General features: G+C 70.2%; 26 protein-coding genes. 12 read left to right on the top strand and 14 right to left on the bottom strand.

All coding sequences use genetic code 11. From position 1 onward, the window contains the following. The first annotated feature begins 53 nt into the window (after nucleotides 1-53). Complete coding sequence (locus WME96_RS42730; RefSeq protein WP_437287275.1) at nucleotides 54-386, top strand: cupin domain-containing protein; 333 nt, start codon at nucleotides 54-56, stop codon at nucleotides 384-386. A gap of 200 nt (nucleotides 387-586) precedes the next feature. On the opposite strand, the gene WME96_RS42725 is transcribed toward WME96_RS42730, so the two are convergent. From WME96_RS42725 to WME96_RS42710, 4 genes are all read right to left on the bottom strand, one after another. After that, nucleotides 587-814, bottom strand: a complete 228-nt coding sequence (locus tag WME96_RS42725; RefSeq protein ID WP_437287274.1) for a hypothetical protein — start codon at nucleotides 812-814, stop codon at nucleotides 587-589. Between the two features lie 669 nt (nucleotides 815-1,483). Beyond that, nucleotides 1,484-1,702 carry a transposase domain-containing protein gene (locus WME96_RS42720; RefSeq protein ID WP_437287273.1) on the bottom strand — a complete coding sequence of 73 codons (219 nt, stop codon included), beginning with the start codon at nucleotides 1,700-1,702 and terminating at the stop codon, nucleotides 1,484-1,486. Beyond that, a complete protein-coding gene (locus WME96_RS42715) occupies nucleotides 1,639-1,953 on the bottom strand; it encodes a hypothetical protein (protein WP_437292414.1) in 315 nt (104 codons plus the stop codon). Before WME96_RS42715 ends, WME96_RS42720 begins: the two co-directional genes overlap by 64 nt. A 2,543-nt stretch (nucleotides 1,954-4,496) precedes the next feature. Continuing rightward, nucleotides 4,497-5,255: an MBL fold metallo-hydrolase gene (locus WME96_RS42710; protein WP_437287272.1), complete on the bottom strand. Its 759-nt coding sequence runs from the start codon at nucleotides 5,253-5,255 to the stop codon at nucleotides 4,497-4,499. 90 nt (nucleotides 5,256-5,345) lie between these two features. Between WME96_RS42710 and WME96_RS42705 the strand changes: the two genes are divergently transcribed. Then, nucleotides 5,346-6,182, top strand: a complete 837-nt coding sequence (locus WME96_RS42705; protein ID WP_437287271.1) for a helix-turn-helix transcriptional regulator — start codon at nucleotides 5,346-5,348, stop codon at nucleotides 6,180-6,182. A 4-nt stretch (nucleotides 6,183-6,186) separates the two neighbouring features. Here the strand turns inward: WME96_RS42705 and WME96_RS42700 are convergent, their stop codons facing one another. Then, entirely contained in the window at nucleotides 6,187-7,104 is a 918-nt protein-coding gene (locus WME96_RS42700) for a LysR family transcriptional regulator (RefSeq protein ID WP_437287270.1), read from the bottom strand. 71 nt (nucleotides 7,105-7,175) lie between these two features. Here WME96_RS42700 and WME96_RS42695 point away from each other — a divergent pair, with 71 nt between their 5' ends. From WME96_RS42695 to WME96_RS42680, 4 genes are read left to right on the top strand one after another with little or no spacing between them, the layout of a single operon-like run. Beyond that, on the top strand, nucleotides 7,176-7,865 hold the full coding sequence (locus WME96_RS42695) for a (2Fe-2S)-binding protein (protein ID WP_437287269.1): 690 nt from the start codon (nucleotides 7,176-7,178) through the stop codon (nucleotides 7,863-7,865). 3 nt (nucleotides 7,866-7,868) lie between these two features. Then, a complete protein-coding gene (locus tag WME96_RS42690) occupies nucleotides 7,869-8,873 on the top strand; it encodes an FAD binding domain-containing protein (RefSeq protein ID WP_437287268.1) in 1,005 nt (334 codons plus the stop codon). Beyond that, a complete protein-coding gene (locus tag WME96_RS42685; RefSeq protein WP_437287267.1) occupies nucleotides 8,870-11,062 on the top strand; it encodes a xanthine dehydrogenase family protein molybdopterin-binding subunit in 2,193 nt (730 codons plus the stop codon). The genes WME96_RS42690 and WME96_RS42685 overlap by 4 nt, the downstream gene beginning before the upstream one ends. A gap of 16 nt (nucleotides 11,063-11,078) precedes the next feature. After that, entirely contained in the window at nucleotides 11,079-12,239 is a 1,161-nt protein-coding gene (locus WME96_RS42680; RefSeq protein ID WP_437287266.1) for an XdhC family protein, read from the top strand. Between the two features lie 15 nt (nucleotides 12,240-12,254). On the opposite strand, the gene WME96_RS42675 is transcribed toward WME96_RS42680, so the two are convergent. Continuing rightward, nucleotides 12,255-13,076 (bottom strand): arylamine N-acetyltransferase family protein, encoded by an 822-nt coding sequence (locus tag WME96_RS42675; RefSeq protein WP_437287265.1) that lies wholly within the window; start codon nucleotides 13,074-13,076, stop codon nucleotides 12,255-12,257. A gap of 163 nt (nucleotides 13,077-13,239) precedes the next feature. On the opposite strand from WME96_RS42675, the gene WME96_RS42670 reads away from it, so the two are divergent. Then, a complete protein-coding gene (locus WME96_RS42670; protein WP_437287264.1) occupies nucleotides 13,240-14,229 on the top strand; it encodes a LysR substrate-binding domain-containing protein in 990 nt (329 codons plus the stop codon). 107 nt (nucleotides 14,230-14,336) lie between these two features. Here the strand turns inward: WME96_RS42670 and WME96_RS42665 are convergent, their stop codons facing one another. Together WME96_RS42665 and WME96_RS42660 are read right to left on the bottom strand one after the other, a co-directional pair. After that, complete coding sequence (locus tag WME96_RS42665; protein ID WP_437287263.1) at nucleotides 14,337-16,679, bottom strand: DUF3160 domain-containing protein; 2,343 nt, start codon at nucleotides 16,677-16,679, stop codon at nucleotides 14,337-14,339. A gap of 405 nt (nucleotides 16,680-17,084) precedes the next feature. Continuing rightward, on the bottom strand, nucleotides 17,085-18,533 hold the full coding sequence (locus WME96_RS42660; RefSeq protein WP_437287262.1) for a B12-binding domain-containing radical SAM protein: 1,449 nt from the start codon (nucleotides 18,531-18,533) through the stop codon (nucleotides 17,085-17,087). Nucleotides 18,534-18,800: 267 nt separating this feature from the next. Here WME96_RS42660 and WME96_RS42655 point away from each other — a divergent pair, with 267 nt between their 5' ends. After that, nucleotides 18,801-19,205, top strand: a complete 405-nt coding sequence (locus WME96_RS42655) for a RidA family protein (protein WP_437292413.1) — start codon at nucleotides 18,801-18,803, stop codon at nucleotides 19,203-19,205. A gap of 83 nt (nucleotides 19,206-19,288) precedes the next feature. Here WME96_RS42655 and WME96_RS42650 read toward each other — a convergent pair whose 3' ends face one another. Then, the gene (locus tag WME96_RS42650) at nucleotides 19,289-20,158 is read right to left on the bottom strand and encodes an NmrA family NAD(P)-binding protein (RefSeq protein WP_437287261.1); all 870 of its coding nucleotides are present in this window, start codon (nucleotides 20,156-20,158) and stop codon (nucleotides 19,289-19,291) included. Between the two features lie 133 nt (nucleotides 20,159-20,291). Here WME96_RS42650 and WME96_RS42645 point away from each other — a divergent pair, with 133 nt between their 5' ends. Next, a complete protein-coding gene (locus WME96_RS42645; protein WP_437287260.1) occupies nucleotides 20,292-21,020 on the top strand; it encodes a TetR/AcrR family transcriptional regulator in 729 nt (242 codons plus the stop codon). A 142-nt stretch (nucleotides 21,021-21,162) separates the two neighbouring features. Here the strand turns inward: WME96_RS42645 and WME96_RS42640 are convergent, their stop codons facing one another. Then, nucleotides 21,163-21,636: a cupin domain-containing protein gene (locus WME96_RS42640; RefSeq protein WP_437287259.1), complete on the bottom strand. Its 474-nt coding sequence runs from the start codon at nucleotides 21,634-21,636 to the stop codon at nucleotides 21,163-21,165. A 423-nt stretch (nucleotides 21,637-22,059) separates the two neighbouring features. Here WME96_RS42640 and WME96_RS42635 point away from each other — a divergent pair, with 423 nt between their 5' ends. From WME96_RS42635 to WME96_RS42625, 3 genes are all read left to right on the top strand, one after another. After that, on the top strand, nucleotides 22,060-22,572 hold the full coding sequence (locus WME96_RS42635; protein ID WP_437287258.1) for a helix-turn-helix domain-containing protein: 513 nt from the start codon (nucleotides 22,060-22,062) through the stop codon (nucleotides 22,570-22,572). Next, entirely contained in the window at nucleotides 22,569-22,976 is a 408-nt protein-coding gene (locus WME96_RS42630; protein WP_437287257.1) for a VOC family protein, read from the top strand. The genes WME96_RS42635 and WME96_RS42630 overlap by 4 nt, the downstream gene beginning before the upstream one ends. 85 nt (nucleotides 22,977-23,061) lie before the next feature. Next, nucleotides 23,062-23,280 (top strand): hypothetical protein, encoded by a 219-nt coding sequence (locus tag WME96_RS42625; protein WP_437287256.1) that lies wholly within the window; start codon nucleotides 23,062-23,064, stop codon nucleotides 23,278-23,280. 164 nt (nucleotides 23,281-23,444) lie between these two features. Here WME96_RS42625 and WME96_RS42620 read toward each other — a convergent pair whose 3' ends face one another. From WME96_RS42620 to WME96_RS42605, 4 genes are all read right to left on the bottom strand, one after another. Continuing rightward, complete coding sequence (locus WME96_RS42620) at nucleotides 23,445-23,828, bottom strand: PIN domain-containing protein (protein WP_437287255.1); 384 nt, start codon at nucleotides 23,826-23,828, stop codon at nucleotides 23,445-23,447. An 11-nt stretch (nucleotides 23,829-23,839) separates the two neighbouring features. Beyond that, entirely contained in the window at nucleotides 23,840-24,076 is a 237-nt protein-coding gene (locus tag WME96_RS42615) for an antitoxin (RefSeq protein ID WP_437287254.1), read from the bottom strand. Nucleotides 24,077-24,292: 216 nt separating this feature from the next. Beyond that, on the bottom strand, nucleotides 24,293-24,847 hold the full coding sequence (locus WME96_RS42610) for a GNAT family N-acetyltransferase (RefSeq protein ID WP_437287253.1): 555 nt from the start codon (nucleotides 24,845-24,847) through the stop codon (nucleotides 24,293-24,295). Between the two features lie 260 nt (nucleotides 24,848-25,107). Further along, nucleotides 25,108-25,368, bottom strand: coding sequence for an AbrB/MazE/SpoVT family DNA-binding domain-containing protein (locus WME96_RS42605; protein ID WP_437287252.1), 261 nt, complete (start codon nucleotides 25,366-25,368; stop codon nucleotides 25,108-25,110). Between the last annotated feature and the right edge of the window lie 72 nt (nucleotides 25,369-25,440).

Here is a 25,440-nt window from a genome sequence, read left to right as displayed (position 1 = left end):
GTCATGGGAAACATGAGTTTCTCACATGCCGAGACGACGTTCATAGTGGCTTCATGAACATGACGACCTTCCGCCCCCAGCAAGATCAGCCGTTCGAGACCGTCGCGCCCGGCGTCCACTTCAGCTTCCTGCGCCGCCACGGCGGCGGCGGCGGGATGACGGTGCTCGTTCGTATGGAGAAGGGTGCGCGCGCGCGGCGCCACGACCACCCCGGCGGCGAGGAGACGTACCTCGTCTCGGGGAAGCTCCGGGTCGGCGAGCGCGTGCTCTCGCCGGGCGACTACCTCTGGACGGCACCGGGCGAGAGTCATGACGGGTATGCAGAGGAGGAGAGCGTGTTCTTCGTCGTCCTCCCGGGGGGCCTCGATGTCACCGAAGCGCGCTGAGAGAGAGAGAGAGAGACGGGTGCCTGGCCACGGACAGCCAGACGTCTGGTGATGTCCGGAACCACATCGGCACCACCCGCATTCCGGACACTCGCGCGGGCATCCCGTACACCCCGTTCTACTGAAGCGATGATGAGAGAGACGCCCGGCGGTAGCCCCAAGATGGGCTACCGCCGGGCGCCGGATGCGATGCCGTTGGCTCAGTCTCGGTATCGCCGCTGTGCGCCGACCCAGGCGTCCGAGAGCTCGCTGCTGCCGCCAATCGGGACAGAGTCCTCGTCGTCCTCGTCCCAGACCTTAGGCACCCGATTTGACGGGATGCCGAGACCTTCCGCGATCTGCCTCGCCGTGGCTTCGCTCAGCATCCCCCTGTTGGCCTTCCGGTGCTGCTGGCACCGGCTGTAGAAGCGGTCGATAGCGTCGCCCATGGTTGTTCCTTCGTGGGTCATGTTTGAATCTCCGTGGGTCATTGTTGTCGGCTAGCGCCTGGGAACGCTTCCCCACGCAGCTGGGCCCTGTTGACCAGCGATCGGTCCTGAGGTACGCAACGGCAGTTCGGGTCCAGTCGAACGTACCGAGGCCACCTCGGACAAAAGGGCGGATCGTGGGGCGAGTCCCTGCGGTTCGCCTTTCCTTTCCCGCTCTCATTTGGAGCGATGGCCTATCGCCTCACCCATCTGAGCGGGATTGTCCAGTCAAATGTGAACCCGTTTTTACCACGCGATTTGAGGGAGGACCGTGGGCCAAGTCGGCATGCGCCAGCTGTCAAGGCCGCCGTCTGGCGGGACCGTCAATTTTCGGCGGCTGGCCCGTCCTCGTCCTGCCGACCGATCCGGCGCATGAGCCACCCGTGCAGCGCGGCCTCTTCATCGAGCCGTACTCGCACGCTGCGAGGCCACAACGGGCTCCGCGCGCGCGGCCCTCGCTCGCGACCTACCGCACGGAAACGCCACCAACCAGGCTGTAAACACGCACACGGGCTATAACATCGACTGTCCGACCGGACCCACCAAGAGCGATCGTAAGCGCTGCATGAAGCGCCGTCGGCCCCAACCTCGCTCAGCTGTTGCAGAATCGGGGCGATGGAACCGGCTCGGTCAGCTCGTCGCGCGCTGCTCTTCCGCGGGAAGCGGAGGCGGGACGGTGATCGGCCCGAGGTCGAGGTTCAGCTCGTCGGCGACGAGCCGGGCGCGGGTGCGCGCCCAGTACCTGGGGGCGAGATCGAGGTAGCGCTCTCGCGACCAGTAGGGCATCACGCGGAGGACGTCGGCCCGGTAGGCTTCGGGGTCGAGACCGTGGAGCTTGCAGCTCGCCACGAGCGAGAAGAGGTTGGCCGCGGCCGAGGCGTGGTCGTCGCTGCCGAAAAAAGCCAGGACTTTCTCGCGACAGCGACGACCCGATCATTCTGCCCATGTCGACCTGCGCTGCGTGGTGCACTACCGGTGGCACCCGGCCTATGGCGAGCAGGTTCAGGTGGCCTACCGCCGCGATCGAGGCGCTTGGAAAACAGGCAAAGCCCCCTGCCATCGAAGGAGAGGATCATGATGCTGGTCCGCCGCTTGCCGATGAACGCGAACAGCGCTCAGCAGAGCGGCTCATACCCCACACGCTCGCGAAGCAGCCCCGAGAGCCGCTCGAAGCCGTAGCGCATGTCCACCGGCTCCAGCGCCACGAATACCTGCACGCCGGCCGAGACCATCGCGCGCCTCCGCCGAGGGCGCGGACCACGTCGGCCAGCAGCGCGGCGTCGAACCCTGCGGCGACGCGCAGCCGCGCGCCGCCGACCTCGACAACGAGCTCCGGAGCGCTGCTCGTCACGGCGGGCGCCTTCGGTACCAGCCGCAGAAAGCGCGGCCGCTCGATCCGAGACAGCCGGCTCGACCAGCCGTGCAGCGTCGAGGCCGCGAATCCGCGGCCCCGAGCGAACTACTCCGCCGTTTCACCACTCTCCCGTCATGCCCGAACGCGCTCGGACCACATCACTTCGGTCGCCTTCGTGCTTGTCATGCTCGCCATCATGAACTGGACAGCGCGGCCGGGGTGAGACGTCGCTTCGCGCAGCGCTTACAGTTGCTTGCTGACCGGAATACCAAAGAGAAACTCTGCAAGCATTGTTACAACGCACTCAATGCGAACCCGTGCCCGAAGTGTCACCAACCTGCGTCATCAAAGCATAATCTCAACGACTCAATCGTTGTTGCAGCTACCGAGCAAACGGACGACGTAGATATTCTGTACTGCTACGATAGTGGCGTGAGCGGCTTTGCCAAGCACATGGACGCCGGCAAGTGTAAACTGAGAGATCCCCCTCACCCGATTGGTCCGCTGTTCGAGAAGCGAACCTAGGGGTCCAACCTGATCGATGTCGAGGTGCGGCTGTAGTAGCTAGAGCGGGGAGCGCGTCCGAGGGATACGGGCTTATCCGTACGATTCGGCTCACTGCGATGCTATCTTCGGCCGGTCGGCTCCGTTCGTGCCCCACGGACCTGCTCCCCGCTCTAGCAGACACGACAGATCAATCGCCGAACAGGATTAACTACACCATCCTGTACGGCTCCGGTAGAGGCGGCGGCTCTGACTCGGGTTTCGCCGTTTATGCGGCGAGTCTCCTCCCACGCGAGCAGTGCTCAATTCTAAGCAGCCGGTCCGGAACGACCTTGACCCCGGAGCCTCTGGCGAAGCGACGCCCGGACTCGGTCGCCGCGTTAGCCTGAGTTGCGCACACCAGACGCATGGGTACGCCTAAAGCGGACGACGCTAATTTCTTGACGTAGAACGCGCGTCAGGTTGACGCTCTGTGGCCATGGTGGACAACAAGGTCGAGGGCATGCGGGCGGCGATAGTTGCGGTTGCGTTGGTGGTCTCCGCGGCAACAGGCTGCGCGCAGATCCTCGGCGTGGATTGGGACGACTACAATAGTGATGGGAGACGCGCCCATGCCTGTGATGATCGCATCAGGAACGGCGACGAGACAAGTGTGGACTGTGGCGGGAGTTGCTCGCCTTGCAAGGTGGGGAATCCATGTGTTGTTGGCTCGGACTGCTACACCGGGAACTGTGTAGATGGCGTTTGTTGCAACGACGCGTGCGACGCGGCCTGTGATTCTTGCGCGGCGGAGCACAAGCAGTCGAGCGACGGTGACGGCATGTGTGGCCCATCCAGGGCCGGCGGCGCCTGCGGCGAGCAGATCTGCACCGACGGCGTCCAGATGGGACTTGGTGTCTGCGACGGGACAGGCGTGACTTGCAACCCAGGCGAGCCGAAGTCCTGTGAGGCGTTCGTCTGCGATTCGGAGAGCACGACGTGCATCACCGAGTGCGCGAAGGACGCGGATTGTGTGCAGTGCCACACCTGCAAGACGGACACGAAGAAGTGCGAGCCGGCCGCGCCCGGCACGCCGGGGCTACGCTGCGGGCGGCTCCAAGCGTGTGACGCCGCAAGCGAATGTAAGTCCGCCAACGGACAGACGTGCGTGGCACCGGAGGACTGCGGGAGCGGCAACTGCGTTGACGGCGTCTGCTGCGATGTCGGTTGTGATTTGGCCTGCCAGGCATGCAACCTCGATGGCTGGGTGGGCACGTGCGCAAATGTAACCCCCGGCGACTACGACGGGGCGGACTGCAGCGGCGCTAACGTTTGCGACGGCGATGGCGCTTGTAAGCTGGCGCCTACCGAGGATTGTACCCTCGACGAGCAGTGCGCGAGCGGCAACTGCCTCAACTCTCCTGGTGGCGCGTTCGTCTGCTCCGATTTCCCGGAGCCATGAGTCCCCGAGGTCGAGTGGAGCCAAGTATCGCCGCTAGCCTGGTAGGCAACGGGAGATGCCGATGCACTCCCAGACACCATCGCCCGATGGCGGGTAGCGTCGAGAAGACGTCGGTCGTTAAGGCCTGCCTCGCTCGGTTGGTCGAAATTGACCACTACTAGACGTCTGGCCACGCCCAGCCAGACGTCTGGCCACGATGTCGACGGCCGTGAACCCCTGCAGTCGATCGGTCGCGCAAAGGACCTTCTATCACCCGAGTTGGGCGCGGCGATTCCCCCTCGAACGCCTCGGTTCGTTTTGCTTTACCTGCCCTGCCCCCTGCCCCCTGCCCCGTGCCGCCGCGCTCACCGCGGCTGGGGCATCCGCTGCAGGTGGGGCACGCCGGCGACGGAGCCGGCCAGCACGCGGGCGTGCCGCCGCACCTCGGCGGCGCCGAGCGGCCCTCCGTGGCCCAGGTAGAAGGTCTGCACCCCCTCGTCGACCAGCCGCTCCAGCTCGACGCCGACGGCGCGCGGGTCCAGCTCGAAGGGGGGCCGGATCGCGTGGCCCATGCGCGCCAGCCCGCCCAGCATCAGCCCCGAGGCCACCAGATCGCCGACCAGCGCCTCGCGCGACTCGAGGACGACCGAGAGCGACCCCCGGGTGTGTCCCGGCGTGTGGCGCACGCGACCCGCGACCCCGTAGGGCGCCAGGTCGAGCGTCTCGTTGCCGGCCAGCACGAGATCGGGCGCGACGGGGGCGTAGCGCTCGTGCACGAGAGGGGCCCGGACGAACACGCGGCCGAACCACCCGGTCGGGCAGAAGGTCATCGGGGCACGCCCGTTGAGGTGCTCGACCTCGGCCTCGTGGGCGACGACGAGCGCTCCGGACCGCTCGCGCAGCGCGGCGGCGCCCCCGGCGTGGTCGACGTGGGCGTGAGTGACCACGATCAACTTCAGGTCGGACCAGCCGCGGCCCGCGCGGGTCAGCGCCTCACCCACCCTGGGCGCCGCGCCCGGCACGCCGGCGTCGATCAGCACGCACCCCGCGGCGCCGACGAGCAGGTGGGCGTTGAGCATGCGAAAGGGTAGAATGGGCACGCGAATGATCTGGACGTCAGACATGATGTTCCTCCGGGGCCGAAAGCCTGGTCCCAGCGTGGGGCGCCGCGGCGGGCAGCGCCTGGCCCGATTCGACGCGGCGGATGGTCCACGATGGAACTGACCCACGTGGCGGCGCCCCCGGACTCGATGCTCGAGCGCGCGGTGCGGGCCGGCCCGGGCGAGCTGCTCTGGCTCGGCGACGCGCCGTTCGAGGTCCGCTGCGAGCCCCAGCACGCCACGGGGCTGCTCAAGATCGTCGCCGTGGCCGAGGGCGAGGGGGTGGTCGCGCAGGGGGGCCGCCGGGCAATCCTGCGCGAGGGGACGTTCGCCTGGATCCAGTCGGACGCCCCCTTCGAGCTCTCGATGAGCCGGGGGCGGCGGCTGCTGCTGCGGCTGCCGCTCTCGGTGGTGCAGCAGCGGCACCCGGGGGTCGACCTCCGGACGGCCGTCGGGCGCGGCGAAGAGCACGCAGGCGAGCGGGTCGTGGCGGGGCTCCTGCGCCAGATCCTGCGCGAGAGCGCGTCGCTGTCGGAGCGCGACTGCGTGGCGGCCGTCGGCGTGGTGCTCGAGGCGATCGGGATGTGCGGCCGCGCGCCCGAGCTTCCGCGGGCCCGGGTCGAGCGGGCGCTGGCCGAGATCGAGCTGCGCCTCGGCGACCCGGCGCTCCAGCCGGCGGACATCGCGCGGGCGCAGGGGGTGAGCCGCCGCTATCTCGACGGCGTGATGGCAGAGCAGCTCGGCAGCTCGCTGGCCGCGCACATCCGGCGACGTCGCCTCGAGCGGGCGGCGAGCGAGCTCTCGACCCGCCCGGACGACACGGTGTTCGAGATCGCCGCGCGCTGGGGTTTCCGCGACACGAGCCACTTCACGCGCCTGTTCCGGGGCCACTTCGCCACGACGCCGGCGGCCTACCGGCGGGCAGCGCTCGACGGTCTCTCCATCGATTGATCATCTAGAGCCTCGGCAAGGCGGACCGCGCGAGCTCGAGGATCTTGCCGCGCACGAACCGGCACGCCTCGTCGTCGTCGGTGCCTGAAGGCCACAGGAGCTCTGTCGGCGTGCCCTCGATCTCGAACGGCAGCGGGCGCGTGGCGAGGTGGCTCCGGGTCTCGCGAATGTTCGCCGCGACGAGGGCGGGGACGGTGGCGACAAGGGAGCTGCCGTCGAGCAGCGCGCCGAGCATCGCGAACGACGAGACCGAGCAGCGGACGTTGCGCGGGCGCTGCACCACGTCCTCGACGATGCCGCGCAGGTCGCCGTTGTAACTGACGATCACGTGCTCGAGCGCAAAGTACTCGTCCGCGGTCGGCTTGCGCCGGAGGCGCGTGTGGCGCGGATCGAACAGGCACACGAAGCCACTACAGAACAGCGGCTGTCGGCGCACGGTCACGGGGAGCTCATCGGCGACGGTGACGGCGGCGTCGAGGCCGCTCGCGAGCGCCGCCGCGACCGTGCGGAACTGCACCGGCACGGCGATCACGCGCATCCGCGGCGCCTCGCGCGCGAGGGCGCGGAGCAGCGCGGGCAGGAGCCAGAGCTCGCACGTATCCGACAGACCGATGCGCAGCGTGCGCTCGCTGGTCGCCGGGCTCCAGTGCGGCTCGCTGAGCGCGGCGTCGACGATCGCCTGGAGGTGGGGCGAGAGCGCCGCGTGCAGCCGCGCGCCCCGCCCGGTGAGCGCGAGCCCTCGCCCCCGCCGCACGAACAGCGGAGCGCCGATGGTCGTTGTCAGCCGGCGCAGCGCCGCGCTGACCGCCGGCTGGGTCAGGTACAGCCGGCTGGCCGCCGCGGTGACGCTGCCCGTGTCTGCGACCACCACGAACACGCGCAGGAGGTTGAGGTCGAGGTCTCTCCCATAACCGGCGTTCATGTGACGTATGTACCCTATTCCTTGGTGGGGTGGGATGCGCGGGGGCATGGTCGCTTTGCGAGGAGATCACCATGCGCGACAAGACAACTCCCTCCGTGCCTGATCCTGGAGCGCCATCCAGGGAGACCGCCGATGAGCCGAGCGCCGGCGCCAGGCTGCTGGCGGCCTCCCTCCTCACGCGACGTCAGTTCACCGCGGGCTCGATCGCGGCGACGACGGCCGCGGCCAGCGGGCTGTCGCTGCACGGGATCGGCTGCGGCCCCGCCGACAGCCCGGTGACGAACGCGGACGCGACCCTCGGGTTCATCGTCAACGGCGCGAGGGTCGAGGTCGGCATCGACCTGCGATCGTCTCTCCTCGATGTGCTCCGCGAGCAGCTCCAGTTGACCGGCGCCAAGAAGGGCTGCGACCACGGCCAGTGCGGCGCGTGCACCGTGCACCTCGACGGCCGTCGCGTCGCGTCCTGCCTCACCGCCGCCGTGCAGGCCGACGGCCGGGAGATCACGACGATCGAGGGGCTGTCGACGAGCGACGGGCGGCTGCACCCGATGCAGCAGGCCTTCATCGATCACGATGCATTGCAGTGCGGGTATTGCACGCCCGGCCAGATCATGGCGGCGGTGGCCTGCGTCCGCGAGGGCAACGCCGGGTCCGCGGAGCAGATACGCGAGTACATGAGCGGCAACCTGTGCCGGTGCGGCGCCTACACGGCCATCGTCGCCGCGATCCAGCAAGCGGCGCCCGAGATCGAGGGGACCTGAGCCATGCGAAGCTTCACGTACGCGCGCCCCGCGACGCCGGCCGAGGCCGTCGAGGCCATGGCCGACTTCGGCCCCGGAGCCCGGTTCCTGGCGGGAGGGACCACGCTCTACGATCTCATGAAGCTCGGCGTGGAGGCCCCCCTCCGGATCATCGACGTCACCCACCTCGACGCGCTCGCGCAATTCGACACCTCCGGTCCGGACGAGCTGGTCTTCGGGGCGATGGCGCGGATGAGCGATGTGGCCGCAGATCGCCGGCTGCGGGAGGACTACCCCGCGCTGTCGGAGGCGCTGTGGAAGGCCGCCTCGCAGCAGCTCCGCAACATGGCCCGGCTGGGTGCAAACCTGCTTCAGCGGACCCGCTGCGCCTATTTCCGCGGAGGCGAGGCGTTCCCCTGCAACAAGCGGGCGCCCGGCAGCGGGTGCGCGGCGCGGGACGGCGTGGATCGCGGCAACGCGCTCTTCGGCGCGAGCGACGCGTGCGCCGCTGTGTATCCGGGGGACTGGGGCGTGGCCCTGGCGGCGTTCGACGCGGTGGTAGACACGCTGAGCCCGCGGGGCGAGCGCTCGATTCCCCTCCTGGAGCTGCACCGGGAGCCGGGCGAGACGCCGGACGCCGAGACGAACCTGGCCGCTGACGAGCTGATCGTCCGCGTCCGCGTCCCGAGGTCCCAGGCGGGCCGGGCGTCGACCTATCACAAGATACGCGACCGCGAGTCCTACGCGTTCGCGCTCGCGTCGGCGGCCGTCGCCGTCCGGCTCAGCGGCGGCGTGATCGAGGAAGCGCGGGTCGCCCTCGGCGGCGTCGCGACCCGGCCCTGGCGGTCGCGGGAGGCCGAGGGCGCGTTGCTCGGCCAGCCCCTCACCGTGGAAGTCGCAGAGCGCGCTGGCCAGGCGGCGTTCGCGGCCGCGAGGCCAGGCACCCACAACGCGTTCAAGGTCGAGCTCGGGGCGCGGACGGTCACGGACGCCTTGATGATCGCACGAGAGAGGGCAGGAGAGCCATGAGCAACCCGGATATCCCCAGGGTCGACGCGCGCGAGAAGGTCCGCGGCGCGACCCAGTATGCCGCCGACCATGTCGTCCCGGGGCTCGCCCACGCGATGCTCGCGGTGGCGACGATCGGCCGCGGTCGCCTCGTGAGCATCGATGTGCACGACGCCCGCGCCGTCTCCGGCGTTCGGCTGGTCCTGACCCACAGCGACACGGCAGGCATGAAGTCGCCCGGGTATGTGCTCGGCGGCGGCTACGGCGTCCAGAGCCTGCTGCCGATGCTGCAGTCCGCGATCGCCTACCGCGGCCAGCCGATCGCGATCGTGGTGGCCGACACCCTCGAGGCGGCCAGAGAGGGCGCGGCGCTCGTCCGCGCCACGTACGAGCAGGAGGCCCCCAGCGTGCGGCTCGACGCGGAAGGCGCGGAGATCCTCGCGCAGGCCGACTCCCCGCTTCCGAAGCCGGCCTTCGCGGATCGGGTCGCCGGCGACGCGGACGGGGCGCTGTCGGCGGCCGCGGTGCGCGTGGACACGACGTTTGATGGTCCTCCCCAGCACCAGAACCCGATGGAGCTCCTGGCCACCGTGGCGGAGTGGTCCGGCGGGACGCTCACGGTCCGCGAATCGACGCAGAACGCCGAGGCGCTCAGGCACGGGTTGGCCCAGGTGTTCGGCCTGTCGCCGGCCAGGGTCAGGGTGCTCTCGCCCACGGCGGGCGGGGGTTTCGGCCAGAAGAACTCGTTGCAGTCCCATACAGCGCTTGTCGCGCTGGCCGCGCGCGAGCTCGGCCGACCGGTCAAGCTGGTGGTGCCCAGGGCGCAGGTCTTCAATGGCGCCAGCTTCCGCCCTGCCAGCCGCCATACGGTGAGTCTGGGGGCCGACGCGTCGGGGACCCTGGTGGCCGCCGTGCACGAGGTCGATCACCAGACCTCGCGTCACGACCTCTTCCCGGCGATCTACGCGGATCTGACCGCGCGCCTCTACGGCATCCCGAACTTCCGTGGCCGCGAGCGCCTGGTCCGCAACGACATCCAGACGCCGGGCTTCGCGCGCGCCCCCTTCGAGCACATCGCCGCGTGCGCGTTCGAGACAGCGGTCGACGAGCTGGCGTACGCGCTCGGGCGCGACCCTGTCGCGCTCCGCGTCGCCAACGACGCGTCGGCGGACCCGCTGACCGGACTACCTTTCTCGTCCCGGCACGTCGTGGCGTGCCTGGAGCGGGGCGCCGAGAGGTTTGGCTGGGAGCGGCGAACGCCGGAGCCGGGCTCGATGCGCCTGGACGACGGCACGCTCGTCGGGTGGGGCGTCGCGATCGGGGCGTACAAGGCGGCGACCGCGCCGGCCGTCGCGATGCTGCGCCTGACCGACGCGGGCGAGATCTTCGTGAGCGTCGGCGGACACGAGATGGGCCAGGGCATCCGCACGGCCATCGCGGCCACGGTGGCGATGGAGCTCGGCGTCCCGGCCGAGGCGGTGAACGTGCTTGTCGGGAGCACGGGTGTCGTGCCCCAGCACCTCACCGCGGGCTCCTGGGGGGCCGCCACGACCCTGCCCGCGGTGCGCCAGGCGGCCTTGAACCTGCTGCAAGAGCTGCAGCGGCTCGCGGGGAACGGGCCCGCCAACCGCACGTTCCAGCAGATCCTGCGCGACGCCGGCGAGCCGCACGTCGACGTCGAGGCGCGCCACCGCGCGCCCGGCCAGCCCGAAGCGATCTTCGACCGCGTCGCCCTGGGGCACGTCTCGGCCGTCGGCCCGGCCTACCCCGAGTTCGTCTCGATGAGCTACTGCGCCCAGTTCGTCGAGGTGCATATCGAGCCGCGCACCCGGCGGATCCGCGTGCCGCGCGTGGTGAGCGTGGTCGACTGTGGCCGGGTCATCAGCCCCCGCACCGCGCGCAGCCAGATCCTCGGCGGCGTGGTCTGGGGGATCGGCGCGGCGCTGCGCGAGGTGAGCGAGGTGGATCCTCGGTACGGCGGGTTCCTCAACGCCGATCTCGCGGAGTACGTGATACCGGTCAACGCGGACATCGGGTCGATCGAGGCGGAGTTCATCGACGAGCCGGATCCGGTCATCAACAGCTTGGGCGTCAAGGGTCTCGGCGAGGTGGTGATGGTCGGCGTGGCGCCCGCGATCGTGAATGCCATCCATCACGCGACCGGGCGCCGCATCCGCCATTTGCCGGTCCGGATCGAGGACGTGCTGTGACGCGAGGAGGGGACCGGTGAACGAAGCACGTGCGGTGATCTCGCTGTGGTCCGAGGCCGTCCGCGACCGAAAGGACGCGGTGCTGGCGACGGTGGTGAGCGTGGAGGGGTCGGCGTATCGACGGCCCGGCGCGCGCATGCTGCTCGTCGAGGACGGGCGCCGCGTGGGCTCGGTGAGCGGCGGCTGCCTGGAAGGCGAGGTGGCGCGCAAGGCGTGGTGGTTGACCCGCACCGGCAGCCCCGCCCTCGCCCGGTACAGCACGCGCGAGGAGGAAGACGGTGAGCGCCCCTATGACCTCGGCTGCGAGGGGGTCGTTCACGTGCTGCTCGAGCGATTGCGCCACGAAGAGGAGCCGGTCGAGCCGATCCGCTTCCTGGCGTCGTGCTTGGCGCAGCGGCGCGCGGGGGTGCTCGCGACCGTGATCGGCTCGGTCGACCCCTCGCGGGCTCGCGTCGGCGACCGCGTGACCCTCGACGCGGACGGCCGCGCCGGCGGCCGGCTGCCGGACGCCGCGCTGGCGCGGAGCATCGCCGCGCGCGCCGCGAGCACGCTGCAGCGCGGCGCCTCCGAGCAGGTCGCGTTCGGGGGCGCCCACGCGCGGGTCGACGTCTTCCTCGAGGTGATACGCCCGCCGCGCTCGCTCGTGGTGTTCGGCGGCGGCCACGACGCGGTCCCGCTCGTGCGCCTCGCCAGGGAGCTCGGGTGGCACGTGACCGTGGCGGACGCCCGGGCCGACCGCGCCCGCCGGGACCGCTTCCCCGCCGCCGACGAGGTCGTGGTGACGGACCGCGCGTCCCCGCTCGCCAGCCTCGCCATCCCGCCCGGAGCGGCCTGCGTGCTCATGACCCACAGCGTGGAGCAGGACCGGGCGCTCCTGCGGGCGCTCTCCACGGTGCCCGTCGCCTACCTCGGCCTGCTGGGGCCGCGCCGCCGCACGCAGCGCCTGCTGGCCGAGAGCGGCAATCCCACGTTCGCGTGCGCCGGCGGCCTGCACAGCCCGATCGGCCTCGATCTCGGGGGCGACACGCCGGAGGAGATCGCGCTCGCCATCCTCGCGGAGGCGCAAGCGTGCCTGTCTCGCCGCGAGGGCGGCAGCCTGCGCGACCGCCCTGGAGGCTCGATCCACAAGCCCACCGAGCGCGCCGGCGAGCTGCTGGCGGCGGGGGCCGCCCGGTGAGCCGACACGGCCCCTTCACCGCGCGCGCTCGCCCTCGGCGAGGCGGCGCAGCGCCTCGTCGATCCCGTCCAGGCCCGAGAGGTCGAGCCCGAACTCCCCCTCGAGCGCGCCGCGCAGCGCGTCCGCGCTCGCGAGCGTGCGCTGCTCGACAGCTCCGTCGCGGTGCCGGACCGTGAGCTCGCGGTCGAACAGCGTGATGCGACCGGTCGCTGTCGGTCTCGCCACGACAAGGCTCCGCACGAAGAGCGACTCGGGGTGCGTCGAGACCCACCAGTTGAACAGGTTGTAATCGGCGGCGAGCTGCTCGGTCCCATCGAACCAGTACAGCGCGCGCCAGGCCTCACCCGACTTCACCTCGAGCACCTGACCGCCATTCTCACCGCGCAACCGGAAGGTCTCGAGCGGGGTCTCCTGCTCGACGTCGTGCACCAGCCTGAGCGGCGCGACCGGCGCGATCACCCCGAACCCGACGTCCGCGAGATAAGGCCCCTCCGCCAGCTCCACGCGGAGCAGCATGTGGCTGCGCGGCCTGGTCTCGCCCTCGGGCACGCCCCACCGCACGCGCGCCGCGAGCCCGCGCACCTCGAACCCGAGCGCGTGCAGCGCGCGCGCGAGCAGCCCGTTCTGCTCGTAGCAGTACCCGCCGCGGCGGCCGTGCACGAGCTTGCGCTCGAGCGCCGCAGGGGAGAGGTCGACGCGCCGCCCCGACCACGGGTCGAGGTTCTCGAACGCGATCGCACGCGGATGCAGGGCGTGGATGGCGCGCAGCGTATCGAGCGTCGGCGCGCGCGGGCCGTCGTATCCGATGCGCGCGAGATAGGCGTCGAGCGCGGTCATGCCGCCTCCTTTCGAGCCGGGCGAGCCCGAAGGCTCCCGGAACCACCGATCCCTCGGGGCAAGGGTTGATTGTCCATGCGATCATCCTGCTACATGAACGATCGACCCGGTAGTGGGGTCTATTTGGACGCATCGTCCACCAGGTGGTACGATGATCGGTCGGATGGACGAATGGAACGACCTCGCGCTATTCGCGCGCATCGCGGAGCACGGCGGGCTGTCGGCGGCGGGGCGCGCGCTCGGGGTGCCCAAGTCCAGCCTGAGCCGGCGTCTCCAGCTCCTCGAGGAACGGCTGGGGGTGCGGCTCGTCCAGCGCACCTCGCGCAAGTTCATCATCACCGCCGTGGGCGAAGAGGTGCTCGAGCACGCGCGCGCGATGCGCGTCGCCGCGGACGCCGTCGAGAGCGTGGCGCGCGATCGCGTCGCGGAGCCCAGCGGGATGATCCGGATCACCTGCTCGATCGGCATGAGCAAGCACCTCGTCGCGCCGCTCTTGCCGCGCTTCATGGCGCGTCATCCGAAGGTCGACGTGTTCCTCCACGCGACCAATCGCTTCGTGGATCTGGTCGAGGAGCGCTTCGACCTCGCGCTCCGCGGCTATGGCGGCCCGCTGCCGGACACCGGGCTGGTGCAGCGGCTGCTCTCGCCGACGCCCTGGGTGCTCATGGCCGCGCCGCGCTACCTCGATGCGCGCGGCGTGCCCGCGACGCCGGACGAGCTCCGCACCCATACAGGGCTGTTGCTCGGGGGCCCGAGCTCGCGCGCGGTCTGGAGGTTGCATTCTCGCGAGGCGACCGAGGAGATCCCGTTCGTGCCGCGCCTGCGCACCGACGATTCCGTGACGTTCCTGGGCGCGGCCGTGGCGGGCCTCGGCGTCGCCGCGCTGCCCGAGTACGCGTGCGGTGACGAGCGCGCGCGCGGGGAGCTGCGGCGCCTGCTGCCCGGGTGGCAGGTCGGCGATCACCGCGTGACGATGCTGGTGCCGTCGCGCCGTGGGCAGCTCCCGGCGGTGCGCGCGCTCGCGGACTTCCTTGCGGCCGAGGTGCCGCGGCTCGTGAGGCGCGGCACCTCTCGCGGCGGCTCGAGCGTCAATCGCTCCCGCGCACGAGCCCGGGCCCGATCTCCTGCTGGCGAGCGCGGAGAGGAGAGGTAAGCGCTCACGGATCCTCCGGTGCCGAGGATGTGTGAGACAGGGCTCCTCTCGAGATCTGGCCGAGCGCGGGGGCGCCATCGTCGGCACCGAGCTCTGCCAGGACGGGATCAGCGGGAGACGAGATCGTTCATCCAGGGCACGTCGCCGGGCGTCGCACTCTTGATCTCGCCGGCCCACTCCTCGTCGGTCATGCGCTCGAAGTTCCCGGTGATCGTCTCGGAGTACGACGAGGCGAGCCCCACGAACGCGCGCGGCGCGCCGCCGCACGGATCGGCCGTCACGACCATGAGCCGCGGCAGGCCGGTGCCCACGTGCAACACGCGACCGACCGGCGCGCCGCCGGCGTCCGTCGGCTGGGTGTGCACGTCGGCGATCGTCGGATCCTGCGTCACGCTCTTGAGCGGGTCGAAGAAGAGCTGCGCGTACCACCCGCTGGAGCCGAACGGAACGCCGCAACCCCGCTGGACCTTGACGGCCTGGTTGATGAAATCGAGGTGTTCCTGCGTGAGGGGCAGGCCGGCACGCTGGTTCGCGGCCATCTCGCCGAGCGTCCGCGCGACGTCGCGGAGCTGCGAGAAGTACGCCGGCAGGCGCTGGTCGAGCAGCGGCTCGAGCGGCACCGCGTTCAGCAGCTCGAGCGTGCCGACGATCTCGCCGCCGTGCTCGGCCAGCTCGGCGATGCGCGCGAAGAACTCCGGGTACGGGTCGACGTACGCGTCCGGGAACTCGCACGTGGCCCCGCCCGTGTACGACTGCTTGGCGTAAAGCAGGGTGTCGTGGCGGAGCTCGGCCCAGGAGGCGAGCTGGGTGTTCAGGAGGCGCCGGCCCCACGCCTCGGTCTTCGTCACGCCGGGCAGCTCCCCGCCGTCGCCGAGCGCCCGCGCCGGTGAGAGCTCCCGCAGCGCGCCGAGCCAGCGATTGTAAAGGTTCTTTCCCCAGAAGTCCCCGGGGTGCGCGTCGACGAGCACGCGCATCATGTGCAGATCGGGCGCGTAGTCGAACTGCCTGAGCTCCGGCGCGAGCAGCTGGCCCGCCTGGTCGTTGCCGAGCGCGGCGAAGGCCACGTCGAGCGGGCTCGGCATCATGCGCTTGACCGCGCCGCCCTTCACCCGGTCGTAAACAACGTTCGAGAACACGTGCGCGTCGACGACGTACCGCTGGCCGAGCAGCGCGAAGCTCGACGAGAGGGGGAGCGTGCCCTTGTCGAGCCCGTTGATCATGATGTGGCTCGAGATCCGCTGCGTCCCGTGGCCCTTCTCGACAACGACCTTGGCGATCTGCTCGTCGGGGACGCCGGCGAGCCCGGCGGCGTCCCCGAGGCCGAGGTCCTCGAGCAGGGCGTCGAGCTCGGGCAACGTCATATAGTCGCTCTCGCCGACGAAGGCCTGGATCGCGTCGTCGATGCGCTTGTAGCGGTCGAGGGTCTTCGCCTCGGCGAGCGCGCGCAGCACGTACGCGCCCTCGAGCTGCCGCCTGTCGAAGCGCTGGGTGCCGTCCGGCTGGGTCTCGAGGAAGCGGAAGTCGACGCGGCCGAGCCACATCATGCTGCGGAAGTAGCGCGCGAGCAGGGGGCGCACGGGGTCGGCGTAGTGGCCGCGCGGCTCGAACTGCGAGAAGTCCATGAGCCGGTCGGCGCCGAAGAGGCGCACCTCGCCCATGCCCTGGTGGGCCTCGGCGCCCGCGACGAGCTCGTCGATCGTGGCGGCGTCAGCGCCCGCGACGGGGGCGACCGGCGCGCCGTCGAGCAGCGCGAGCGCGACGGCCGTGAAGAGGTCCGCGTCGGCGCGCGCCTCGGCGCCGAACTCTCCTCCAGCGCCCGCGGCGAGCCGCGCGCGCATCTCCTTCAGCATCGTCCCGAGCTCGGGCGCGAGCGAGGCGTACTCCAGGGCCGTCAGGATCGACTCGTACGAGCGGTGGACCGCGTACAGGATCGAGTCCGCGGACACGTAGAGCGGCAGATCGAGCGCGTAGATGCTCTCGTAGCCGTAGACGAACGTCGGAAAGGACTTCTTGCTCGAGATGACGAATCCGTTCTCGGAGAGCTTCGCGAGCTCGTCGTCGTCGAGCGCGAGCGCGGTGCTCTGGAGGAGCGACATGCCCTCGGCGTCCGCCGGCGCGTAGGAAAGGCCCGACGCGAAGGAGACGGGGTGCTCCGCGGCGAAGCCGTCGGCGGTCATGCCCGCCGAGGCCTCCCGCTCGGCGAGCAGCGCGTCGAGCTCCGCCTGCTGCTCGGGCCCCAGCGGCTGATCCGGCAGCGCGTCGATCGGCGGGTCGATCGGCGGATCGATCGGCGGATCGCCCGGCTTGTCGATCGGCTTATCCGTCGGCTGATCCGGTGGGCGCTGGGCGCCGTCGACGCCGGGCATGGGCCGGCTCACCTCGCCCGAGCAGCCGGCGGCGAGGGCGACCAGGATCGGTACGACGTGAAGGCGAAGAAGCATGCTGCGCATCGTGTTTCCTCTTCCAGGGTGCGCCCCAGCGCCCGGGGCACGGCGGCCCCGCCGAGAGCGAGGAAGGTGCTGTGGGCGAGGGATACGGGCCGCGCTCGTGTGACACGATAACACAGCACCGCTCCGGCCACGCAGCGCTCAATGGACCGTCTCGACCACGGCGCGCGATCATGAGGCTGGCCGCCATCGATATGCCCGAGCAATAGAATTACGCTGAAGCCGCGGGGGGCCGATTGGAGTTCAAACCGGCAATACGGCCGCTCCGTTCAGCAGCTCCTCGCCTTGATTCCGTGCGGCAAGGTGAACGCGACGTGCAAGGCGGAATTCCTGCGCGCGGCGGTCAAGCGGCGCGCTCACGCCTGACCTCGATGTTCGCATCACGTTTTCCCTGGAGCTCCGCCGTGCTCACCCCGGTGAGGCGGCGGGGTCTCGTGACGCTTCCGGGTGAACGGCGGCGCCCTCTGCCCGCTTCAGGCCGAGGCGCGAGAGCCGGGCCGGCGCGTCCCCGGGCGCGGGGTGCCGGATCGTCCCTCGCGGCTCGAGCGGCGGCGCGGCGGGCTCGTTGCCGGTGACCTGCTTCAGGCCGTAGAAGCCGTTCATCGTCGCCGACAGCATCATGGCGCCGCGGCTCAACGACCGCGCGCCGCGCGCGAGGCGCTCGAGCACCGCCGCGGGGCCGAAGGCGCGATTCCACATCTGCCGGTGCGCGGCGAGGAGCTGCTCGGGGGACATGCGCGCCGGCCGGAAGGCGACCCCGTAGCCGCTGTAATGGGGCCAGTCGCGCTCTTCGAGGATACGCCCGTCTCGCCGGTGCTCGTCGTACAGCGGCGTGCCCCGGAACGGCGTGAGGATGCTCAGGAACGGGACGTCGACGCCGATCTCGTTCAGCCGATCGGCCGTGGAGGCGATGACCTCCGGCGTCTGATCGTCGAAGCCCGAGATGAAGCCTGCCATCACGCAGATCCCACGATCGTGCAGCTTGCGGATGGCCTCGCGGTACTCGCGCACGCGGTTCTGGCGCTTGTCGACGCTCTTCAGATCGGCCTCGTCGAGGCTCTCGATGCCGAGGAAGATGCCGATACAGCCGGACCGCTCCATCGCGTCGAGGAGCTCCCGGTCCTTGACGATATCGATGGAGGCCTGCGTGAGCCACCAGCGGTCGAGCCCGGCGAGCTCGCGCAGGAGCTCCTTGGCCCAGCGGCGCTGGACGAGCAGGTTGTCGTCCCAGAACCAGGCGACCTTCTCCTGCCAGAAGCGGGGGAAATGCGTGGTGGCGATGTCGCGGATCACCTCGTCGACGGGGCGCACGCGGAAGCCGGGGTTGAGGTCGGGCACCGTGCAGAAGCTGCAGGTGAACGGGCAGCCGCGCGTCGCCTGGAGCACGCGGGGGACGAGGAAGCGGTTCTCGAGCAGATCGTAACGAGGGGTCGGCAGCCCGGCGAGCGAGGCCGGTTCGCCGTGATAGACGCGTCGCTGCGTGCCCCGCGCGAGATCGCGCAGGACTTCGGGCCAGACCGCCTCGGCCTCCCCGGTGACCACCACGTCCACGTGCTGGAGCGCCTCCTCGATCCAGTACGAGACGTGCGGCCCGCCGGCGACGACGCGCACGCCGAGGGCGCGGTAGCGATCGGCGAGCGTGTAGGCGCGGCGCGCGAAGCCGGAGAAGAACGAGAGCGCGACGACGTCCGGCGCGGCGTCGACGGGGACGGGGCGCACCTGCTCGTGAAAGAGCTCGACCTCGTGCTCCGGCGGGGTGATCGCCGCGAGGTGGATCCCGGTGACCGGCGGGACAAAGTGGAAGCGGTGTCCCCTGCGGTAGCGGGGGACGTAACTCACGACGATCCTCACCTTCATGGGCGCCTCCTCGGGAGCATGCGCCTCATCGGACCGGACTTGCGGTGACGACAGGGATCCGCGGACGGGCGGAGATCCGATGAGGCGTGCTCAGACTAACGGAAGGCGGCGCGGGGCGATTCCAGAAGCGGGAGGAGCTACCGTGGAGCGACGGTGGTGGGCTCGTGCGGGAGTCGAGGAAGCGAGCGTAGCGGAGACCGGAGGTTCGCCATCGTGGTAGGTTCCTGGCGACACTCGAGCACCATGAGGATGGAGGGCGAGCTCTCGATGCGCGTAGGTAAGATGAATCCGTCCGGCGTCCATGAGACTCCCGGCTATCACCACGTCACGATCGTCGAGGCGGGCCGGCTGGCCTTCCTCGCCGGCCAGTGCCCACTCGACCTCGCGGGCAACCTGGTCGGCGCGGGCGACCACCTCGCGCAGACCGACCAGGTGGCGGCGAACGCCCTGACCGTCCTGGCCGCGGTCGGGGCGCAGCCCGCCGACGTGGTGCGCTCGGTGATCTACGTTGTCAGCGACGACCACCAGGTGCTGGACGCGGTGTGGCGGCGACTGAACGCCTCGGCGCTCGGCCCGGCCTTCGGTTCGGCCAGCACCCTGCTCGGAGTCGCCTCGCTCGGCTTCGCCGGTCAGCTCGTCGAGCTGGACCTGACCGCCGCCCTGCCCGGTTGATCCAGCGGCGCCCCGCAACTCCGCAGGACCCTGGCGTCCGGCGACGAGACGTCGTGACGCCCGCGCTCCGGATGGGATGAGCCTCAGCGCGAAAGCGCGCGGGCGAGGAGCTCGCGCACCCGGCGCGGAGGGCGCCCCAGGAGCTGCTCCAGCGCAGGATCGACGCGCGCGAACTCCCCCTTTCGGCTGGCGACGAACATGCCCAGGGTCAGCTCCTGGATGCGCTCCGGCACGCCCCGCGCGGCGAGGCTCGCGCGGTACGCGTCGTCAGGCACGGTGACGCGCTTGATCGCGCGGCCCGTGAGGTCGGACGCGATCGCCGCCAGGTCGGCGAGATCGAGCGCCTCCGAGCCGGTGAGGGCCGGCGTCGGCCCCTCGAAGCGGGTCGCCGCCGAGGCGAGGACGATCGCGTCGGCCTCGGCGAGGTCCTCGCGCGCCGTCCACGAGACCTTGCCGTCCTCGGGCGCGACGAGCTCTCCGCTCGCGAGCGCGCGGCGCACGAGCTCGACCGCGGTCGCGGCGTAGAAGCCGTGGCGTAGCGACGTGAACGGCATCCCCGCGGCCTCGAGCAAGGGCTCGGTCGCCGCGTGGTCGTGCATCGGCGGGAACGCCGACGTCGCGCTCACGCCCATGTGGCTTGTGTAGAAGACCCGCCGGGCGCCGGCCTCGCGGGCGGCCGCGAGCGCCGCGCGGTGCTGGGCGATGGGATCGCCGCCGGACCCGCGGGCGTTCGACGACACGATCAGCACCCGCGACGCGCCCTCGAACGCGCCGCGGAGGCTCGCGGCGTCGTCGAAGTCGCCGCGCCGCACGCGCACCCCGCGCGAGGCGAGGTCCTCGGCCTTCCTCGGATCGCGCACGCTGACCCCGATCTGGCCCGCGCCGACGCGCTCGAGCAGGCGCTCCACGATGCCCTGGCCAAGCTGGCCCGTCGCTCCGGTGACGATGATCATGAGACCTCTTCCCTGGTCGCGGGCCGCCGCATCGCGGCCCTGTTATCGATGATACCAGCATCACGTTAGCACTGATTCTACCCGCTAACAAGAATCTGCTATCGGCGCTAACAACGCCGCGGTAGGCAGGGACATGGGTCGGCCGCTGCCCCCCGTCGCCGACGAGGTCGGCGGCCACGACGTCGTGCGCGCGCGGATCATCGCGGCGGGCGCCGAGCTCCTCGCCGAGGGCGGCCGCGACGCGCTGACGACGCGCGCCGTCGCCGCCGCCGCGGGCGTGCAGGCGCCCACGATCTACCGGCTCTTCGGCGACAAGCGGGGCCTGCTCGACGCCGTGGCCGAGCACGGCCTCGCGAGGTACATCGCGCAGAAGAAGGCGCACGTGCCGCTCGCCGATCCGCTCGAGGATCTGCGGGCGGGCTGGGACTTCAACGTCGCGTTCGGCCTCGCGCACCCCGCGATCTTCGCGCTCATGAACGGCGATCCGCGCCCGGGTCACCGCTCGCCGGTCGTCGCCTCGGGCCTCGCGATCCTCGAGCGACGGATCCAGCGGCTGGCCCAGGCCGGGCGCTTGCGGGTCCCCGAGGAGCGCGCCGTGAACCTGGTGCGCGCCTCGGGGGTCGGGACGGTCCTTGTCCTGCTCGGCATGCCGGAGGACCGCCGCGATCTCGGCCTCTCGGTTGCCGCGCGCGAGAGCGTCATCGCGGCGATCACGACCGCCGCGCCGGTCACGGGTCGTCCGGGCGCCGCGGAGGCGGCGATCGCGCTGCGGGCCTCGCTCGACGACGCCGCGGTCCTCACCCCGGGCGAGCGACACCTCCTCACCGAGCTCCTCGATCGCCTCGCGCGCTCGCGCGCCTGAGCTACGGGACCCAGCCGGGCAGCGCGGCGGCCTGCTTCACCCACCTCGCCATATGCGCCTCGTGATGCCCAACGGCCGCGGGAGATCCGCGAGCCCCGGCAGGCGCTCGTCAGCCCCGGCCGCCTGTCAGGCGCGCTGACCGCTAATACTGCGACCCATCTTTGTGCTGGAACTGCCACTTGCCGTCAGCCCCCATGACGGCCTTCAGGTCATCGTCCGGGTACGACCCGGAATCGCCCGGCAGGCGATCTCCGACCTCGAGGTACACGACATCCTCCGTCGACCGGTTCACCAGATGATGCCCGTCGGGCTCTCCCCCCTTGAACCCCATGCACATGCCGGGGTGGAGCGTCGTTTCTCCTGCATCGGTGATGAGCGTGGGGTGGCCCGAGAGAATGTAGATGAACTCATCCTGGACCGAGTGCCAGTGACGCAGGGCTGACGCTGCGCCGGGCTTCAACGTCGTGCGGTTCACGCCGAAGTTCTTGAGCCCGAAGACGTCGCCCAGCACCTGCTTCTGCCGGCCGGCGACGCGTGAGGCGAACGGCTCCGGGTAGTTCGACGGTTTGGCGCGGGGCGGAACATCCGAAGCGATCACTGGACCTGGCTTGGTCACCTGTCTTCTCCTTCGTTCTCGAGAGCCTCGGCGGTCTCGTCGGCGGCTGCGCGCAGGAGCGAGGGTCGACTGGCTCCGACGTCGTGCTCGCCAGGCCTGGAGACGGCGTGCACCTTCGTGCTTGCTCTCCGTCCCGCTCCTGTGGGAAGCCCTGTCGTTGACCGCGCCATTGTGCCACGTCGAAGGTGGGATCGGAACCTGGTCTGCTGCTGCGGCCGTTCACGCCCGCTTCCGCGCTCCGCCCGACGACCGGAAGACGTGGGGAGGCCCACGGGGCTGGCTGCGCTGCTGCCACGCCGCGTCCCAGGCGACGGCCACGCGGCCGTTGTCGTAGACTTCGGGACGTGTCCAGCGGCTCGCTCCTGGTGACCGATCGCGTCGAACGGCCTCCGGGCTCCCACACGCGCTCGCCGGCGCCCGGGGATGGCGTGGAGCCCGCGTGAGGGACAGGGGGCACGCGTGAGCCAGGACCCCGAGCTGCTGCGGCGCCTGCTGCGCGCGAAGGACCGGATGGACGCCGCCTCACACGAGGAGTGGCCCGTCCGGCGGCTGGCGCGCGTGAGCGGCGTCTCCGAAGCCCACTTCGCGCGGTCCTTCAAGGAGGCCTTCGGCGTCCCGCCGCATCGGTACCTGCTCACGCGGCGCATCGAGCGGGCCACGGCGCTGCTCCGCGACACCGACCTGTCCATCACGGAGATCGCGTTTCAGACGGGGTGGAAGAGCCTGGGCACGTTCGGGCGCACCTTTCGCGACGTCACCGGGGAGAGCCCGGGCGTGATCCGGGCCCGCGAGAGGGCCGCTCCGCACGACCTGGAGAGCGTGCCCGCCTGCTTCCTGCGCGCCGCCCACCGGCCGGATCTCACGATCGCAGTTTCGGAGAAGCGACGGCAGGAGGCGGATGGTACCAAGGGATCCGACGAAACGGAGGTTTCATGAGCCAGGGTGTCGAGGTGGTCGGTCTGTACGTTCGAGATCAGGATGAAGCGCTCGCGTTCTACGTCGAGAAGCTCGGATTCCGCGTCCACACCGACGCGCGGGCCGGCGACTACCGCTGGCTCACCGTGCAGCACCCGGACCAGCCGTCCTTCCAGCTCGGCCTCTTCGCGCCGGGGCCGCCGACGCTCGACGCGGGGACCGCGCAGACGCTGCGCGAGATCGTGGCGAAGGGCGCGATGCCGCCGCTCGTGCTGATGGTCGACGACTGCCGCGCCGCCTACGACCGGATGCGCGCCCGAGGCGTGGAGTTCACGCAGGAGCCCGTGGAGCGCTTCGGCACCGTGGACGCCGGCTTCCGGGATCCTTCGGGCAACGGGTGGAAGATGATCCAGTCGCGCCGCTGAGCGAGGTCGCGGCTACGCGCGCAGACCACTCCCGCAGCAGGTCACTTCCCCGGTCATTCCGGGCTTGTCTTCAGAGGAGATCCCCTTGAACTGGAACCAATGGGTTCGGCAGGTCCATCGCTGGTTGTCCATCGTCTTCACGGCGGCCGTCATCGTCAACATCGCCGCCATGGGACAGGAGAAGACGCCCGTCTGGGTGGGCCTCCTGGCGCTTTTCCCGCTCGTCATACTCCTGTTCAGCGGTCTGTACCTGTTCGTGCTGCCGTATGCCACGAAACGCCGCAGCGGGCGACACACCGCTTGAACGGGCGGCCGGGCGCGCGACCAAGGGCCACGTCGCCCACCCACGAACGGCGAGGCCGGCTCCCCGTGCTGGTCTGACGAACGGTCAGGATCACCACCGGCCTGTACCATTCGATCCGCCGTGGCGCTTCGCGCCGCCGGCCGCACTTGTTGGGTGGCTACGTTTCAGACCCAGTTGTCGATTCGCAATCCGTCGACCCGGCTAAAATGCTTGGTGTTGTTCGTCACGAGGGTCAGGTCGAGCGCGAGCGCATGCGCCGCGATCAGGGCATCGAACTCACCGATCGGCGTGCCCTGGCGGACGAGAGCTGCGGCAACCGTACCGAACCGCGCCGCCGCTGCCTCGTCGAACGAGACAACCGTCACACCTGCGGCGAACGCGTCGATGATGGCGTGCAACTTGCGAGAGCTGCGACGATCAGCACCATATCGCAGCTCCGCGAGCGTGATCACGCTCATGCAAATTTCCGAAGGCTTGTGCTCGAGCAGCCGCGTAGAAACACCGCCGAGACCGCGGAGGGCGAAGCTGACGGTGTCAGTGTCGAGCATGTATCGGAGCATCACGCGAACGGATCCTCGATGTCGTCGACGGAACCCTGCTCGGGTCGGTCGATCTCGTCCGACCACGCCCCCAGGCAGGCGCGGAAGCTCGCAGGCCATTCGTCCAGCGGCTCCAGGATCACGCGGCGCCCTTCACGTCGTATGAGCACCTCACCCTCGGGGAACCGATACTCCTTGGGAAGCCTAACCGCCTGACTTCCTCCGTTCTGAAAAATTTTTGCCCGGATCGCTCCCATGGCCTCAAAGTATATACATGCGTATATACATGTCAAGCGGGTCTGGTGAGGATGCCCCGCACCCGGCGGATGTCGCGGCCACCTGCCCGCGCCTGCCTCGCGCCGGTATTGAGCTCGCTCGCTCGTCGGTCCGTCTGGCGGTCCGTCCAACGACGGCGTGACCCGCGACGCGAAGCGTCGTCGGGTTCATTCGAGATTTCGGCAGCCCAGCGCGCGTCAACGCTCTGCCACGAACCGCCAGGTCACATCGCCGCTCTCGTGCCGTGTTTCAAGCTCTCTCACTCCAAGGAGCGGCAGCGTCCTGGTCCAGAACCGGATCGCCCGAGCGTTGTCATGGATGGCACTGAGGTGCCACCGCCCTGGATACCGATGGAGCAGCAACTGGAGCGCTTGACGGCCCGCGCCGGTGCCACGGCTCCCGTGGATCAAGAAGAACTCCGCGATGCAGAGATCGACGTCGTCCGGCATGTACCTGAACGGTCGCAGGCCAACACACACGAACCCGATCGGTCGGTTGTCGCTCGTGATGACGTGCGTCCGCTGGAACGGCTGCATCGGGTCCTGCTCCGACCGCGAAGCTCGCAGGTTGCCGGGCGGCGTCACGCTGGAGACCCAATCGTCGACGATGTCCGGTTGCCATCGACCGGCATCGTCCAGAACATAGAAGTTCGAATCGAATCCGGAGAGCTCGTGGACGTACATCGGCCAGACGTTCCGGAAGAACTCACGCGCTTCCCGCGTGCGCCATGCGTCAATGATGGAGATGTTCATCCCTTCCTCGTTATGTGGCGACGACCCCAGCCTGCCGGGCGGTCTGCGGGTCTCACCGTTCCTCACCGAGACGGCCCCGGAGGTACGCTGAGCGCGAGCCGTCCCATCCGCAGCGTGAGCAGCGGTGCTCGACGAACGCGTGAACGCACTCCGGGTACCCGTACAGGTGGTGAGCACACTCGGCGCAAAGGCCGGCCATCTGCGACGAATCGGGGAAGTAGGTGCTGCCGCATTCGTCGCAGAGAGCGCAGGCGCTCGTGTCAGCGGCGCGCACGGCGAGCCCTCATGCGCTGCCTGATGCCTTCCTTGAGATCCTCGAAGCTTCGCGGCTGGGGTTCCGGCGAGAACAGCGCCCGGTGAAGGTCCTCGAAGCTGTGCCGACCAACGCGCCGCACGGTGATTCGATCACCTTCGGCATCCCATTCCAGGATGGATCCCGGAACCAGGTCGAGGCGCTTGCGCACCTCGGCGGGAACCGAGATCTGCCCGTGAGCCGTAATCCTGGACTGCGCGAGCTTCATGCTGGCACAGTACCACGGCAGTGATTCCCGAGCAGCACCGGTCGCTCGGCCCGTCGAGGAGCCCGGCCGAGG

It is taken from the genome of Sorangium sp. So ce406 (assembly GCF_051474675.1).
Taxonomy (GTDB): Bacteria; Myxococcota_A; Polyangia; order Polyangiales; family Polyangiaceae; genus Sorangium; species Sorangium cellulosum_G.
Note: the sequence above shows the minus strand (reverse complement) of the source record. Positions and strands in the feature narration are given on the sequence as shown.